General features: G+C 39.3%; 17 protein-coding genes and 1 riboswitch. Of the genes, 16 read left to right on the top strand and 1 reads right to left on the bottom strand.

Annotated elements, in window-relative coordinates; genetic code table 11:
- The first annotated feature begins 2 nt into the window (after positions 1-2).
- The 15 genes from ABE65_RS16775 (at position 3) to sufB (ending at position 13,974) form a co-directional block, all read left to right on the top strand.
- Positions 3-1,055: a PQQ-dependent sugar dehydrogenase gene (locus ABE65_RS16775; protein ID WP_066397369.1), complete on the top strand. Its 1,053-nt coding sequence runs from the start codon at positions 3-5 to the stop codon at positions 1,053-1,055.
- Between the two features lie 4 nt (positions 1,056-1,059).
- Entirely contained in the window at positions 1,060-1,401 is a 342-nt protein-coding gene (locus ABE65_RS16770) for a thioredoxin family protein (protein WP_066397367.1), read from the top strand.
- 466 nt (positions 1,402-1,867) lie between these two features.
- Positions 1,868-2,638 carry an RNA polymerase sigma-I factor gene (gene sigI / locus ABE65_RS16765; RefSeq protein WP_379838946.1) on the top strand — a complete coding sequence of 257 codons (771 nt, stop codon included), beginning with the start codon at positions 1,868-1,870 and terminating at the stop codon, positions 2,636-2,638.
- Between the two features lie 87 nt (positions 2,639-2,725).
- Positions 2,726-3,934, top strand: a complete 1,209-nt coding sequence (locus ABE65_RS16760) for an anti-sigma-I factor RsgI family protein (protein WP_066397365.1) — start codon at positions 2,726-2,728, stop codon at positions 3,932-3,934.
- 120 nt (positions 3,935-4,054) lie between these two features.
- Positions 4,055-4,399, top strand: a complete 345-nt coding sequence (locus ABE65_RS16755) for a hypothetical protein (protein WP_066397361.1) — start codon at positions 4,055-4,057, stop codon at positions 4,397-4,399.
- A 79-nt stretch (positions 4,400-4,478) separates the two neighbouring features.
- Positions 4,479-4,609, top strand: a riboswitch (SAM riboswitch).
- A gap of 308 nt (positions 4,610-4,917) precedes the next feature.
- Entirely contained in the window at positions 4,918-5,943 is a 1,026-nt protein-coding gene (locus ABE65_RS16750) for a methionine ABC transporter ATP-binding protein (RefSeq protein ID WP_066397358.1), read from the top strand.
- A complete protein-coding gene (locus tag ABE65_RS16745) occupies positions 5,936-6,604 on the top strand; it encodes a methionine ABC transporter permease (RefSeq protein ID WP_066397354.1) in 669 nt (222 codons plus the stop codon). The genes ABE65_RS16750 and ABE65_RS16745 overlap by 8 nt, the downstream gene beginning before the upstream one ends.
- 29 nt (positions 6,605-6,633) lie before the next feature.
- Complete coding sequence (locus tag ABE65_RS16740; protein ID WP_066397351.1) at positions 6,634-7,452, top strand: MetQ/NlpA family ABC transporter substrate-binding protein; 819 nt, start codon at positions 6,634-6,636, stop codon at positions 7,450-7,452.
- Between the two features lie 272 nt (positions 7,453-7,724).
- The gene (locus ABE65_RS16735; protein ID WP_066397348.1) at positions 7,725-8,105 is read left to right on the top strand and encodes a carboxymuconolactone decarboxylase family protein; all 381 of its coding nucleotides are present in this window, start codon (positions 7,725-7,727) and stop codon (positions 8,103-8,105) included.
- Between the two features lie 274 nt (positions 8,106-8,379).
- The gene (locus tag ABE65_RS22090; RefSeq protein ID WP_194270811.1) at positions 8,380-8,520 is read left to right on the top strand and encodes a YuzK family famiily protein; all 141 of its coding nucleotides are present in this window, start codon (positions 8,380-8,382) and stop codon (positions 8,518-8,520) included.
- A gap of 242 nt (positions 8,521-8,762) precedes the next feature.
- Positions 8,763-9,548 (top strand): Fe-S cluster assembly ATPase SufC, encoded by a 786-nt coding sequence (gene sufC, locus ABE65_RS16730; protein WP_066397344.1) that lies wholly within the window; start codon positions 8,763-8,765, stop codon positions 9,546-9,548.
- Between the two features lie 19 nt (positions 9,549-9,567).
- Complete coding sequence (gene sufD, locus ABE65_RS16725; RefSeq protein ID WP_066397339.1) at positions 9,568-10,866, top strand: Fe-S cluster assembly protein SufD; 1,299 nt, start codon at positions 9,568-9,570, stop codon at positions 10,864-10,866.
- Entirely contained in the window at positions 10,866-12,086 is a 1,221-nt protein-coding gene (locus tag ABE65_RS16720) for a cysteine desulfurase (RefSeq protein WP_066397336.1), read from the top strand. Before sufD ends, ABE65_RS16720 begins: the two co-directional genes overlap by 1 nt.
- On the top strand, positions 12,076-12,522 hold the full coding sequence (sufU, locus tag ABE65_RS16715) for a Fe-S cluster assembly sulfur transfer protein SufU (RefSeq protein ID WP_066397334.1): 447 nt from the start codon (positions 12,076-12,078) through the stop codon (positions 12,520-12,522). Before ABE65_RS16720 ends, sufU begins: the two co-directional genes overlap by 11 nt.
- Positions 12,523-12,576: 54 nt before the next feature.
- Positions 12,577-13,974, top strand: coding sequence for a Fe-S cluster assembly protein SufB (gene sufB / locus ABE65_RS16710; protein ID WP_066397332.1), 1,398 nt, complete (start codon positions 12,577-12,579; stop codon positions 13,972-13,974).
- Between the two features lie 66 nt (positions 13,975-14,040).
- On the opposite strand, the gene modA is transcribed toward sufB, so the two are convergent.
- Positions 14,041-14,853 (bottom strand): molybdate ABC transporter substrate-binding protein, encoded by an 813-nt coding sequence (gene modA / locus ABE65_RS16705; protein WP_066397329.1) that lies wholly within the window; start codon positions 14,851-14,853, stop codon positions 14,041-14,043.
- 285 nt (positions 14,854-15,138) lie between these two features.
- Between modA and nfsA the strand changes: the two genes are divergently transcribed.
- Positions 15,139-15,885, top strand: coding sequence for an oxygen-insensitive NADPH nitroreductase (nfsA, locus tag ABE65_RS16700; protein ID WP_066397327.1), 747 nt, complete (start codon positions 15,139-15,141; stop codon positions 15,883-15,885).

Below are 15,885 nucleotides of genomic sequence, written 5' to 3'. Positions count from 1 at the left end.
CCATGAGAAAAAATTGGTACAGTCTTCTAACTGCCTTTTGCTTGATCAGTGGTTGTAGTCCTTTAAATAAAGATGAAATAAGTCATTCATCTGAAGATATTGTAACCAAAAATTTAAATATTCCTTGGCAGATAAACAGCACCCCAAAACAAATGTGGATCAGTGAACGAACTGGGGGGCTTGTTTTATTAGGGCCGAAACAAAAAAAGACCTCTTATTCCCCAAAATTTTCAGAAGCATTGGCTGATGGTGGGGAAGGAGGTTTTCTTGGCTTTCTTTTAGACCAAAACTATGACAGCAATAAAATAGCATATGGCTATTATACGTACGAAAAATCGGGTCGTTTAGTAAATCGAGTCGTTGAGATGCGCTTTGAGAATGATGAATGGAAAGAAAGTAGAGTCATTCTTGACGGTATTCCCGGTGGATACACACATAATGGAGGTAGGATGGAGTGGGGACCAGATAAAAAGCTGTATATCACAACGGGGGATAGCGGAGAAGAAGATCTCTCTCAAAGTTTGAAAAGTCTGGCTGGAAAAATTTTAAGAATAAATAAGGATGGTTCTGTTCCAAAAGATAATCCATTCTATCCTTCTCCCATCTATACATATGGGCATAGAAACCCACAAGGAATGACATGGGATAATAAAGGTACCATGTTTGCTGCTGAACATGGATCATCCAATTATGATGAGATCAATAAAATTAAGCCGGGTAAAAATTACGGATGGCCGCTCGTTCGAGGGGATGAGAAAAGGGATGGCCTAGAATCACCTTGGATCCACTCTGGTAATGATACATGGGCACCTTCTGGCATCGACTATAAAGACGGGTATCTGTACGTGGCAGCTCTAAGAGGGGAAAGTGTAAAGAAGGTTAGCATTTCATCTAAAAAGATAACCTCAATTGTTTCCAATGTAGGGCGCATTCGTGATATTCTTATCGTGGATAACAAAATGTTTGTTGTAACGAACAACAAAGATGGAAGAGGGCAGCCATCAAGCGATGATGATGTGTTGCTAAATGTATCACTAGAAAAAGTAATGGAGTAATACCATGAAGGAAATCACTCGAAAAAATTGGGAAACCGTTATTGAACAATCGCTGCAACATCCATATTTTTTGTATCTTGAGACTCCCCTTTGTGGGACTTGTAAGATGGGAAAGAAGATGTTTGAAGTTGCAGTCGAAACGATACGTGTTCAAAAAGACGAAAATATAGCCGTAGGTGTTAGCAATATTAATGAGATGCCAGAGCTTGCCGCTAAATATGGGATAACTAGCGTACCCTGTTTACTCATTCTTTCTAGAGGAATTGCGATCGATCGTATTTATGCGCTACAATCTGCGGGGAATATTTATAAAGCTATGTTAAAACTAGTAGAAAAGGAATATTAAGGATGAAAAAAATGTGGGATACACCCCACATTTTTTAATTCACCGCCTAATTCTACAAAAAACTATATTTTTCGGGGGTTAAATCCTAAGAAAAATATGGGAATTTAATGTCGTCAACACGTCCATTTGTAATATTTAAGGATGTGTTTTTTTATTTTAAAATAACGCTAATAACGTTAATAGTGGGGTTTTAAAGGGTTATGGAGTAATTATCAGTTTGTTTTGCCAATTCAGTACTTTAACGATAACGTCACAAATGTTACGGACGTTGTAATATTGTTATAGAACTGTATCCTACAAATGTCAAAAGTCATGGTATAAATGAATAGGAGAGCTTGTTTGCATGTTTGCTCCCTAGCTTATTGTGGTAAATAAGAATGATTTTATTTTTAAAATAAAAATATACGATTCACTAATAAACGAAACAAAAGGCAAAGCAATTTTTTAACTGAGGTGATTGATAATCATGGCATCTTTAAATTTAAATGCAGTATTCCCGATGGGGAAAAATAAATTATCGAGCAATAAATTAACGAGCATAGAAGATAAAGTTCTAACGATCCAAGCGAGAGACGATGAGAAACTTAGAAATGAACTTATTGGTGATTACCAACCATTCATTAAAAAAGTAACATCGAAAGTTTGCAGTCAATATATAGATCGTACGATGGACGAGTTTAGTGTAGGTCTTTTTGCCTTCAACGAAGCGATAGACCAATACCAAGAAGGTCAAGGAAGCCGTTTCTTGTCTTTCGCTGATATGGTTATTCGACGCAGAGTTATTGATTATATCCGTAAAGAAGTCCGTCAGAACCGACTGATCTTTTTACAACCTGATGAAGAAGATGAAGAAGGCCGTTTAGAAGAAAGTTATGCCGAACAAAAAGCTGCGATGGATCATTTCGAAGACCAGATTCAAGTAGAGAATCGCGTTTATGAGATCGAAGAGTACCAAAAGCTTTTAAAAACGTTCGGGCTGAACTTTAAAGTACTCAGCAAACATTGTCCGAAACATGTGGATGCACGTGAAAATGCAAAAGAAATCGCACGTCTTTTAGCTGAGAACGAAGAACTTGCCGCGTTCTTAAAAGAAAAAAAGCAATTACCAATAAAAGATTTATTAAATATGGTATCCTGTAGTCGTAAAACCATAGAGAGAAATCGAAAGTATATAATAGCAGTTTCACTTATATATTTAGGCGATTTTCAAGCGCTGAAATCATACATTCAGCCATAAGGTGAGGTAAATAAGATTATCGGCAAGGGAATGATGTTCTCTTGCCGGTAAATTATACTGATCCTGCTACATGCGGGAGGGATATCATTGAAGAACGGCAGCGGCATCGTTATTGAAGTTCAGAATAAAAAAGCAACTCTTCTTATGAAGGACGGAACCTTCGTGACAGTAAGAGTACCAGCAGGTAAAAGACCTCTTGTAGGTAATGAGTATCAGGCTTCTTATTTTTCAAACAAAAAGAGAAGTCTTTTTGTGCTGCCTTCTATTTCGTTTACAGTCGCAGCTTTAATCGCTTTTCTTTTTCTTTCAGGTATTATGCCGAATGGCAGTCATTCAGCTGCGGCTGCATATGTTAGCTTCGATATCAACCCAAGCCTTGAGGTTGGTGTTGACGACGAAATGAGAGTGGTTGAAATGGATGCTTTTAACGATGAAGCTAGACAGATCGTTAAGAAATATAATTTTTCTACGGACGATCGTTTACCGTTTGAAGTTTTTGCGGATCAACTCATTAAAGCTTATCAAACAGAAGGTTATATGGAAGAAAATCAATCCATGTTGATCACTACAGTTTCTGATAAATCGAGTGATAAGAAAACTAAGAAAGAATTAGATCAGGCGCTGAACGCTATTGTAAAAAAGGCCGTCGTTCAGTATCCTGTAGCCATTACTGTTTCTGAAACGAATCATGTAGTTCGAAAAAAAGCAAAACAACTAGGCGTTTCTTCTGGTAAATATACAGCTTTTCAAGAAGCAACGAAGAACGACAAACAACTTAAAGAAGAAAAGATTAAAGAAGTGAAGTTTCAAGAACTTAAGGTAAATGCCACTTCTTCTAAAGATATTAAATCTGTTCCACATCCACGCAAAATTAAGGCTGCACCACATGAAGTCAAAGAAAAGTCTTCTGAAGAGCGTATGAAAAAAGAAACTAAACAACGTTCGGTTAAAGAGTCCCAACAAAATCTTGTTAAACCTCAAAAAAATCAAGAACGCAACAATAACATCAAGCCTAATAACAAAAATGAACATAAGCAACAAAAAGAGAAAAAAGTAGAACCTAAAATGATGAAGGATCCGGGGAAGTCACAAAAAAACGATAAGAACTTTAAACAACCAAAAGATCATAGAAAAGAAAATAAACAGCAAGATAAGAATCACAACAAGCAAAATAACAGAAATGAAATTAAAAAAGATGATCAAAGACATCAATGGGACAACCATAGACATGTTAAAGATGATCAAAGACATCCTAAGAATGAACATGAAAAGCAAGAAAAGAAACATAAACACTAATTATGAGATAACGTGTCGTAAAACCAATTACGATTCCTTCTGGCTGTCGAAGGGTTTATAAAGGTATATGAATATTCCTCTAGAATCGGTGAAGTAACAACCAATTCGGGGGGATTTTTAATGTTGGATATTCGCTACTTTGAAAGTCAAATCGCAAAAAGTCCATATCTTTCTCTTTATAATATTCCGGTAAAGCCAAGTTTTAAATGTAAGGATGACACCATACTGAAAATTGAATACAAAGAAGGAGAGCGCAACAGAACCGTCACCTTTACAGGAAATCCGAAGTATCTATCGATGTTGCTTGAAGGGAAAATGAAGCTTAGCACATTATTGAGGCAAGAGATGATTGAGTTCCAAGGTACACTGAGACAACGCTTAAAATGGGAAGCGATTTTTTACTTAAGTTCCCATTGGGAAGAGATCTCTGCTGGTGTATTAGTTAGAACTGCTAAAAATATTTGACACGAATCGACAAGGATGATAATATTCTTCACAGTGATTCAAAAATGCATCGCTTTAACTTAATAAAGTAACACTTTTTTACTTATCACGAGAGGTGGAGGGACTGGCCCTATGAAACCCGGCAACCGCTAGATCATTGCATTCTTATGAATGATGAACTAGAAAGGTGCCAATTCCTGCAAGACTTTAAGTAGTCTTGGGAGATGAGGAGAACGTGCATAGAATATAATATGCCTTTCTGCTCATATTGAAGCAGAGAGGCATTTTTTATTGTTTATCCTAAATTGATTATAAGTTGATGTTTAGTTAAGACATCATTGAGTAGTTGATTGGAGTGGAAGGTGCGAGACTCCTGCGGGACGAGCGGTCAGGTGAGACCCTTAAAGGCGCAGAGCGGCAAGGGGCTCACCGCCTGCCCCGCGGAAAGCGAGCATCCTGAAATGGAGATCAACCACCTTCAAAAGCAAGATTGTATGCTAAAGATAGCAATATTTTAGATAAGAAATGAGGTAAGAATCTTGATTAATTTACAGTCAGTCCGTAAAGTCTTTCAGACCAAAGATGGTGAAGTAAAGGCAGTTGATACGGTAGATTTAAACATAAAGCAAGGAGAAATATACGGGATCATCGGTTACAGTGGTGCTGGTAAGAGTACACTTATCCGAATCCTTAACATGCTAGAGCGTCCGACTAGCGGTACAGTTACAATCGGTGGCAAAAACATGTCTGAGTTGTCACCAAAAAAGCTAAGAGAAGCTAGACAAGAAATCTCTATGATCTTTCAGCACTTTAACTTGTTATGGTCACGCACAGTAAGAGAAAACATTGCTTTTCCTCTTGAAATTGCAGGTTATCCAAAAGCTAAGATCAAACAGCGCGTTGATGAGTTGATCGATCTTGTTGGATTAGAAGGTCGTGGTGGTTCTTATCCTTCACAACTAAGTGGAGGGCAAAAGCAGCGTGTAGGTATTGCGCGTGCACTTGCTAATGAGCCGAAAGTTCTTTTATGTGATGAAGCCACTTCAGCACTTGATCCTAAAACAACCGACAGTATCCTGGATCTACTTGTTGAGATCAATCAAAAGTTAGATTTGACAATTGTTCTTATCACACATGAGATGCACGTGATCAGAAAGATCTGCCACCGTGTTGCTGTAATGGAGCAGGGGAGAGTGGTAGAAGAAGGCGATGTCTTAAACGTCTTTAAAAACCCGACAGAACCTATTACGAAGGATTTTGTGAAACAAGTAACAGAACCTGAAGAAACGGTAGATACGATCAAGCAGTTCATTTCTGAATTTCCTGAAGGTCGAATCGTTCAACTGACTTTCATCGGTGGACGAGCGGGACAGCCTTTAATTACAGAACTGATTCGTAAGTATGAAGTAGACGTTAATATTCTCCAAGGGAAGATTACACAAACTCAGAACGGACCTTATGGGACGTTGTTTATTCAGATAAAAGGTACAGAACCTGCATTAGCTCGTGCTATGGAGTTTTTAAACAGTGTGCAGGTTGAAGTAGAGGTGATTCATAATGCTTAGTACATGGTTCCCAAATGTCCAATGGGACGTTCTATTAGAAGCGACAAAAGAAACGTTATATATGTCTGCGATCTCAGTGGTCATTACATTCTTCCTAGGGCTTGCCCTCGGATTAGCGTTATTCTTAACTTCTCCAGGAAACTTGTGGGGAAATAAGTTTTTAAATAGCGTCATTGCCATAATCGTTAACGTCTTTCGGTCTATTCCATTTATCATTTTAATCATCTTATTGATTCCTTTTACACGTTTGATCGTAGGAACGATGTTAGGCGCTGAAGCTGCACTTCCAGCTCTAATCGTAGGTGCTGCACCATTTTATGCACGTATGGTTGAGATCGCTTTGAGAGAGATTAATAAAGGGGTTATCGAAGCAGCCAAATCGATGGGTGCTACAAATGCTCAGATCATCTTTAAAGTTCTTATTCCAGAAAGCACGCCGGCTCTTGTTTCAGGAATCACTGTTACTGCCATCGCACTTGTAAGTTATACGGCAATGGCTGGAGTAGTTGGTGCTGGTGGCTTAGGAAACTTGGCTTATATGGAAGGTTACCAAAGAGATAACGCTGATGTTACGTTAATTTCAACAGCACTGATCTTGGTCATCGTCTTCGTTATCCAGTGGATTGGAGATCGAATTACGACTGCTTTAGATAAGAGATAATTGTTTATGACAACTAGGAGGATGTTCATATGAAAAAAATATTATCTGTTCTTGTATTAACCGTTCTTGTTGCGGCACTCGCTGCTTGTGGGAACAAAACAGAAGGGGGAATCAGCGACGAGAAGATCGTAGTTGGTGCATCGAACGTACCACATGCTGAAATCCTTGAAGAAGCAAAACCTCTTTTGAAAGAAAAAGGGATCGAACTTGAGATCAAAACGTTCCAAGATTATGTATTGCCGAACAAGTCTTTAGCTGAAAAAGAAATCGGTGCGAACTACTTTCAGCACGTTCCTTATTTAGAAGCTCAAATGAAAGATCATGGATACAAATTCGAGAATGCGGGTGGCATCCACCTTGAGCCGATCGGAATCTATTCAAAAAAATACAAATCACTTGATGAACTACCAGAAGGCGCTACAATCATCATGTCTAACTCAGTAGCTGATCATGGCCGCATGCTTGGTTTACTTGAAAAAGAGGGCTTGATCAAAGTTAAAGAAGGCGCTGGAGCAGACGCACAGATTAAAGATGTTGTAGAAAATCCTAAGAAGTTAAAGTTCAAAGCTGATGTTGATGCAGGAATGCTGCCTAAAGCATACAAGAACGGTGAAGGTGATGCCGTTATGATCAACACCAACTATGCAATCGATGCAGGATTGGATCCACAAAAAGACGCGATTGCAATAGAAGGATCTGATTCTCCGTTCGTAAACATCATCGCCGTTCGTGAAGGAGATAAAGATAAGAAGTCTGTTAAAGCTTTAGTTGAAGTACTACGTTCTAAAGAGATACAAGATTTCATTAAAAAGAAATATGAAGGCGCAGTAGTGCCAGTAACGAAATAATTATTTATTGAGAACTGACTTTGATGTTAAAGTCAGTTCTTTTTTGAGTAAAAAATGATCAACAACACTTTATAGTCCTTCAAACTAACTTATAGATCCTGCGATTCCATTTATAGACCCTTGAACTTAATTTATAGGCCAACAAAATTTTTTATGGTTCTTCAAAATCAATTAAAGGCCTTTCGACAAAAAACTTACGAATGTTTATTACATAACCGGCTTATGAATGACCCATACTAAACCTGTTTACTATTTTGACAGGAGTGAATGAAATGAAACAAGAAGAGCAACCACTACCGGGATCAAATTCAACACAATATCACCTGATCCGTTATAAAGAAGGGTTAGGAAAATATAATGAGAACATGCCTGAACTTACCCATGCTTATAATGAATTTACACGCCATTGCTTTAAAGAAGGCGAAATATCAGAGAAGTATAAGCAGTTAATTGCTTTAGGAATCAGCATCTATTCCCAAGATGAATATTGCATCATCTATCATACTAAAGGTTGTTTAGATCAAGGGTGTTCAGAAAATGAAATCCTTGAAGCTGTTGGCGTTTCTGCTGCTTTTGGTGGAGGAGCGGCTATGAGCCAAGGAGTGACCCTCGTTCAAGAGTGCATAAAAGAACTTAACAAACCACGTCATTAATTCAAAGTTTATTTCCACACTTTTCATGTTTTGAAATCATCCTAAAAGGTAATGGAAGTAATGTAGCGCATTTAGCAGGATAACACAGAAAGTCACATCTGTTTTAATTAGGAATCATCATGCACGTGTATGCAGGGTGATTTCACTACGATAACGGATTGAGCAAAATTTGTGTTGCTGATACGCTAACATTATTAAATAACTTTAACTTTGAAAGGATTGATTCACTATCCACCCCATTAAAGTAAAACATACGTCCGAGATGGAAAAAGCAATGCACCAGTCACATGGCTGTGGTTTTGCAGAGTATGAGAGGGATTTGGAAAAACGGTTAGACGTTGAGAAGGTCCGAGATAAGGAATACAAAAAAGGGTTAGAAATAGCGGCAGGTGCGAACAGAAACCACACGCCGTAACATATGAAAGTTAAAATTACAAAAGGCTGATTCATCGGGTGGTCTACCGCCTCATGAGTCAGCCTTTTTTCAAATATTGAGATTGATGAACAGATATTATGACAACAATGGAAAAGTAAACAGCTCGTTCCCTTGAACATACATTTCATTTGTTATAAGATTAGAATGAGAATAAATTGAGAATGGCTATTTTGTGCCTTTTATCAAAATCTTGAGAATGATTTCTTAATGGAGGTTGTATTATGTCAGCACCTAATTTAAAGATTGAAGATCTTCGTGTATCTATTGAAGATAAAGAGATTATTAAAGGTTTAGATCTCGAAATAAATGGTGGAGAAATCCACGCGATCATGGGACCTAACGGAACAGGAAAGTCTACTCTTTCTGCAGCGTTAATGGGACACCCGAAATATGAAGTAACTTCTGGTAAAGTTACGTTCAACGGAGAAGATCTTTTAGATATGGAAGTTGATGAGCGTGCGCAAGCTGGTCTTTTCTTAGCTATGCAGTACCCATCAGAAGTAAGCGGTATTACGAACGCTGACTTCCTACGTTCTGCTATCAATGCTAAGCGTGAAGAAGGCGACGAAATTTCTTTAATGAAATTTATCCGTGAGTTAGATAAAAAGATGGATCACCTTGAGATGGACAATGCGTTCGCTCACCGTTACTTAAACGAAGGATTCTCAGGTGGAGAAAAGAAACGTAACGAAATCCTTCAAATGATGATGCTTGAGCCTAAATTAGCTATCCTTGATGAGATTGATTCTGGGCTTGATATCGATGCTCTTAAAGTTGTTGCAAAAGGTGTTAACGAAATGCGCAACCCTGATTTCGGTTGCTTGATCATCACGCATTACCAACGTCTATTGAACTACATCACTCCTGATAAAGTACACGTGATGATGCAAGGACGTATTGTGAAATCTGGTGGACCTGAATTAGCTCACCGTCTAGAAGCTGAAGGTTATGACTGGATTAAAGAAGAGCTAGGAATTAAAGACGAAACTGTTGGTCAAGAAGCGTAAGCATTAAGGGGGACTATACATGTCAGTTGATACGAGCCTAAGATTTGATAAGGACTACGTAACCGGTTTTTCAAACAGCAGACAGGAACCCGCTTGGCTGCAGGAACTTCGTTTGCAAGCATTGGAATTAGCACAAGAACTTCCGATGCCTAAACCGGATAAAACTAAGATCGATAAATGGAACTTTACAGAATTCAAACATGAAGCAACTGGCACTCCTGTTGCATTCAATGAACTTCCTGAAGATGTTAAGGCATTGATCGGTTCTGAAGAAGAAGCGAAAAATGTTCTTGTTATCCATAATGGAACACCTGTTTATTTTGCACTTGAAGAGTCTGTAAAGGGTCAAGGTGTTATTTATACAGATCTTCTAACTGCTGCAAAAGAGCATGAAGATCTTGTGAAAAAGTACTTCATGAAAGCTGTAGCAATGGATGAGAACCGTTTACCAGCACTTCATGCGGCACTATTTGTGAATGGAGCATTTCTTTATGTTCCTAAAAACGTTGAACTTTCTGCTCCGATTCAAGCGGTTTATTACCAAGATGATGAAGCAGCGATCTTCAACCATGTTATCGTTGCGGCTGAAGATAACAGCTCAGTAACGTATGTAGAAAATTACTTATCAACGAATGAATCTTCAGAATCTGTTGCTAACATCGTGTCTGAAGTATATGCAGGCAGCGGTGCAAAAGTCGTTTACGGTGCTGTAGATAACCTTGCAAAAGGAATGACAACATACGTGAACCGCAGAGGACGTGCTGAGAAAGATGCTCGCATCGAGTGGGCGCTTGGTCAGTTTAACGACGGAAATACCGTTTCTGATAACACGACTCACTTGATCGGTGACGGATCTTTTACGGATACGAAGACGGTAACAATCGGTCGCGGTGATCAAAAGCAAAACTTCGTAGCGCAAATCTTTAACCACGGAAAACATTCTGAAGGTTACATCCTTACTCATGGGGTAATGAAAGATAACGCGAGCTCTATTTTTAACGGTATTACAAAAATTGAGCACGGTGCTACAAAGTCTCATGGTGAGCAAACGGAACGTGTACTTATGTTAAGTGAGAAAGCACGTGGTGATGCGAACCCGATCCTGTTGATCGACGAAGATGATGTTACAGCAGGTCATGCTGCATCAGTTGGAAGAATCGATCCTCTTCAAATGTTCTATCTGATGAGCCGTGGTATTCCAAAAGCTGAAGCGGAGCGCTTGATCATTCATGGATTCTTAGCACCTGTCGTTAGTCAGATGCCTTTAGAATCTGTTAAAAATCGATTAGTCGAGGTTATTGAAAGGAAAGTGCGCTAATGAGTGCAAACGAATGGAGAAAGCTGTTTCCTATCCTGGATCAGGAAGTTAACGGCAAACCTCTCGTTTACCTTGACAGTGCAGCCACTTCACAAAAACCGATACAAGTAATCGAAGCTTTAGATAAATATTACAAAGAGTACAACTCAAATGTTCACCGTGGTGTTCATACACTTGGAACTCGTGCTACAGATGGTTATGAGGGAGCACGTGAAAAGGTACGCCGCTTCATCGGAGCTAAGTCCACACAGGAGATTATCTTTACACGTGGTACAACAACAGCGATTAATACGGTAGCAAGAAGCTATGGTATGGCTAACCTTTCTGAAGGTGATGAGATTGTGATCACTCCTATGGAGCATCACAGCAACATCATTCCATGGCAACAAGTGGCTAAAACCACTGGTGCAACGCTTAAGTACATTCCTTTACAGCCTGATGGCACGATTGATCTTGTGGATGTTGAAAATACAGTTACAGAGCATACTAAGATCGTCTCAGTTATGCAGGTATCAAACGTATTAGGAACGATCAATCCGATCAAAGAGATCGCAGCGATCGCACATAAGAACGGAGCTGTAATGGTAGTGGATGGCGCACAGAGCGCACCTCACATGAAAGTTGACGTTCAAGATCTCGATTGTGATTTCTTTGCCTTTTCAGCACATAAGATGTGTGGACCTACAGGCATCGGCGTGCTCTATGGAAAAAAAGCACTTTTAAACAAGATGGATCCTGTTGAGTTCGGTGGAGAGATGATTGATTTTGTAGGACTTCAAGAATCAACGTGGAAAGAGCTGCCTTGGAAGTTTGAGGGTGGTACACCGATCATCGCTGGAGCGATCGGTCTAGGTGCTGCGATTGATTTCTTAGAAGAAATAGGTCTTGATAATGTGTTAAAACATGAACATGTTCTTGCTGAATATGCGATGGAGCGTCTTTCAGATTTAGAGGGTGTTACGATCTTTGGTCCGAAAGAACGAGCAGGGCTTGTAACGTTCAACTTAGATGATGTTCATCCACATGATGTAGCAACTGTTCTAGATTCTGAGGGTATTGCTGTTCGTGCAGGTCATCACTGTGCACAACCTCTCATGAAGTGGTTAGACGTTACAGCAACAGCACGTGCTAGCTTCTACCTGTATAACACTGAAGATGACATCGATGCTTTTCTTAAAGGCTTAACAACAGCAAAGGAGTATTTCGGTCATGTCTTCTAATTTAGATCAGCTATATCGACAAGTTATCATGGATCATTACAAAAACCCACGCAACAAAGGGGTTATTGAAGATAATGCTCTGACGATTAATATGAACAACCCAACATGCGGCGATCGCATTCAGCTCACGTTAAAAGTGGAAGATGGAAAGATTGAATCTGCCAAGTTTGACGGTGAAGGGTGTTCGATTAGTTTAGCGTCAGCTTCTATGATGACACAGGCTGTTAAAGGTCTTCCTGTCGAAGATGCTGTAAAGCTTGCAAAGATTTTTTATGATATGATGTTAGGGAACGACTATGATGATGAATCCTATGATCTAGGTGACATCGAAGCTCTTTCTGGCGTTTCTAAATTCCCTGCTCGCATCAAGTGTGCCACTCTTGCGTGGAAGGCGATGGAGCAAGGAGTAGGAAAAGATGAGGAAGAGGAAGAATAAGTTCCTTTTGAAAATGAGTAATAGAGTGCCAATCCAGTAAGGAGGGATTCTGTAATGGCTAAGAAAATGCCGGATATCGGCGAATATAAATATGGTTTTAGAGATAAGGACGTTTCCATTTTCAGATCGAAGCGTGGGTTAACAAAAGAGATCGTTGAAGAGATCTCACGCATGAAGAACGAGCCTGAATGGATGCTAGAATTCCGTTTGAAGTCATTAGAGCAGTTCTATAAGATGCCAATGCCACAATGGGGCGGAGACATGAAGGACTTAAACTTTGATGATATTACGTATTATGTTAAGCCATCTGAGAAATCTGAGAAGTCTTGGGATGAAGTTCCTGCTGAAATCAAAGCGACTTTTGACAAGCTAGGAATTCCAGAAGCAGAACAGAAGTACCTTGCAGGTGTATCTGCACAGTACGAATCAGAGGTTGTTTACCACAACATGAAAGAAGACCTTTCTGACTTAGGTATTCTTTTCACAGATACAGATACAGCTTTAAAAGAGCACGAAGAGATCTTCCGTGAGCATTTTGGAACGATCATTCCGCCATCTGATAACAAGTTCTCAGCACTTAACTCTGCTGTATGGTCTGGTGGATCTTTCATTTACGTACCAAAAGGCGTAAAATGTGATACTCCACTTCAAGCATACTTCCGAATCAACTCAGAAAACATGGGTCAGTTTGAGCGTACGCTGATCATTGCGGACGAAGATAGCTCTGTACACTACGTAGAAGGATGTACAGCACCAGTTTATTCTACAAACTCACTTCATAGTGCGGTTGTTGAAATTATCGTTAAGAAGAACGCTTACTGCCGTTATACAACGATCCAAAACTGGGCGAACAACATCTACAACCTTGTTACAAAGCGTGCTGTAGCTGAAGAGAACGCAACGATGGAATGGGTAGATGGAAACATCGGATCTCGTCTTACGATGAAATATCCGGCTGTTATCATGAAAGGCCGTGGCGCGAAAGGTACGATCCTTTCTATCGCGATCGCTGGTAAAGGACAGCACCAGGATGCTGGAGCAAAAGTTTTGCATTTAGCACCTGATTGTTCTTCTACAATCGTATCTAAATCGATCTCAAAGCATGGCGGTAAAGTAACTTACCGTGGGATCGCTCATTTCGGACGTAAATCTGATGGATCTAAATCTAACATCAAGTGTGATACGCTGATCATGGATAACCAATCCACTTCAGATACGATTCCGTACAATGAGATTCTTAACAACAACATCACACTAGAGCATGAAGCAACTGTATCCAAAGTTTCTGAAGATCAGTTATTCTACCTCATGAGCCGTGGTGTTTCTGAACAAGAAGCAACGGAAATGATCGTAATGGGCTTCATCGAGCCGTTTACGAAAGAACTTCCGATGGAATATGCAGTAGAGATGAACCGTCTGATCAAGTTCGAGATGGAAGGTTCTATCGGTTAATAAAGAAAAGCCTTGGTGTTAGCATACACCAAGGCTTTTTTATGGTTACATGGACTCTTAAGCAAGCTATTTTTTAACTTTATGAAACCCAAACTTTTCAAACGTTTTTAATGATTCTTCTTTTTGTAAATAATTATAGAACTTCTCTGCTTCTTTCTTATGAGAAGTACCTTTTATTATTCCGACTGGATAGATGATAGGTGAATGAGTGTTATATTTAGCAACAGCGGCGATTTTTACTTTAGAAGAAATCATCGCATCCGTCTTATAGACGATACCTGCATCGACATTACCTGTTTCTACATATGTAAGCACTTGACGAACATCTTTGGCATAAACAATTTGCTGTTCAACTTCTTTTAGAAGGTTTGATCTTTCTAAAGTTTCTACTGCGTATTTCCCTGCTGGAACGGTCTCCGGGGTACCGATAGCCATTTTCTTTATTTTAGGTAAATCTTCAAATGCCCTTATATTTTGTGCTTGATCTTTCCCAACAACTAAGACTAGCTCGTTTCCGACAAGGTCCGTTCCTTTATTCTTTTCGATAAATCCCTCTTCAACAAGTAGATCAAATTTATCTTCTGCTGCTGAGAAGAACAGATCAACAGGTGCACCGTTAGAAATTTGCTGTTGAAGGGCACCAGAGCCTCCGAAGTTATAGGTGATGCTGATATTTGGATGTTCATTTTCATATTGAGTCGCCAATTTATTTAAAACATCTTGTAAACTGGCTGCTGCCGAAATCGTCAGTTCTACATTCTCTTTATTGGATGCGTTGTCAGAGTTGTCGGCTAATTTTGATGTTTCATTTTTTGAACAAGCAGATAAAAGTGTTACAAACAAGCATAATAGAAGTAAGATTACAAAATTTCTCCTCATCTTTTCTCTCCTTACTAATTCTTTGTTTTCGTTATATAGAAAAAAGACGCCCGATTGGACGTCTTTTTTGCGTATATTGCGGCGAGAGACAGCACTCCACATAGTGCATTGCCAAAAAAGGCGCGTCAATCTCGTCTTATGCAATTAGCTCATCGCTAGAATAGTATACCATCACTTTGCTCGAAAGAGAAGTAGATCTTATAGAGACTTCAAATGGTTCGCTTTTTTATATACGAAAAAGATATAATGCAATCAACAATAAACTTTAGAGAAGGAGCATATGCAATGAACGAGACTATTGAAACGATATTAGCACATCGATCGATTCGAAAATTTAAGAACGAGCCATTAGATGGAGAAACGGTCGAAACGCTTGTACAATGTGCTCAAGCTGCATCTACTTCAAGCTATCAACAAGTTTGTACGATTATTGGAGTAGAAGACCGGGAAAAGAAAGAAAAATTAGCTGAGTTTGCAGGTAATCAATCGTACGTCGCAGACAACGGTTATTTCTTTGTTTTTTGTATGGATTACAACCGTCATCAAATAGCAGCCGATATGAAAACAATAGATATTCACGAAACGATTCAATCGACTGAAGCATTTATCGTAGGAACAGTGGATGCCGCTTTGGCTGCGCAAAACCTTTCTATAGCAGCTGAGTCTCTTGGACTTGGTATCGTGTATATCGGAGGGCTTCGAAATTCTCTGCAAGAAGTTTCAGATCTGTTGAATTGCCCAGAACATGTACTTCCGTTATTTGGTGTAGCTGTAGGGTATCCAGATGCAGAACCTGGGAAAAAGCCTCGTTTGCCAATGGAAGCTGTTTTTTATAAGAATCAATACAAAAGTAAAGAGGAAACTCAAGACCTCCTGAATCAATATGAACAAGAAACGGCTGAATATTACTCAGAAAGAACAGGTGGAAAACGTACAGAAGGCTGGGTCACTCAGATTACAGCTTCGATGGCATCACCTAAACGAACGTATATGAAAGACTTTGTTCAATCCAAAGGTTTAAATAAATTGTAA

This window comes from Fictibacillus phosphorivorans (assembly GCF_001629705.1).
GTDB lineage: Bacteria > Bacillota > Bacilli > Bacillales > Fictibacillaceae > Fictibacillus > Fictibacillus phosphorivorans_A.
This window is presented reverse-complemented; position numbering and strand designations above follow the sequence as displayed.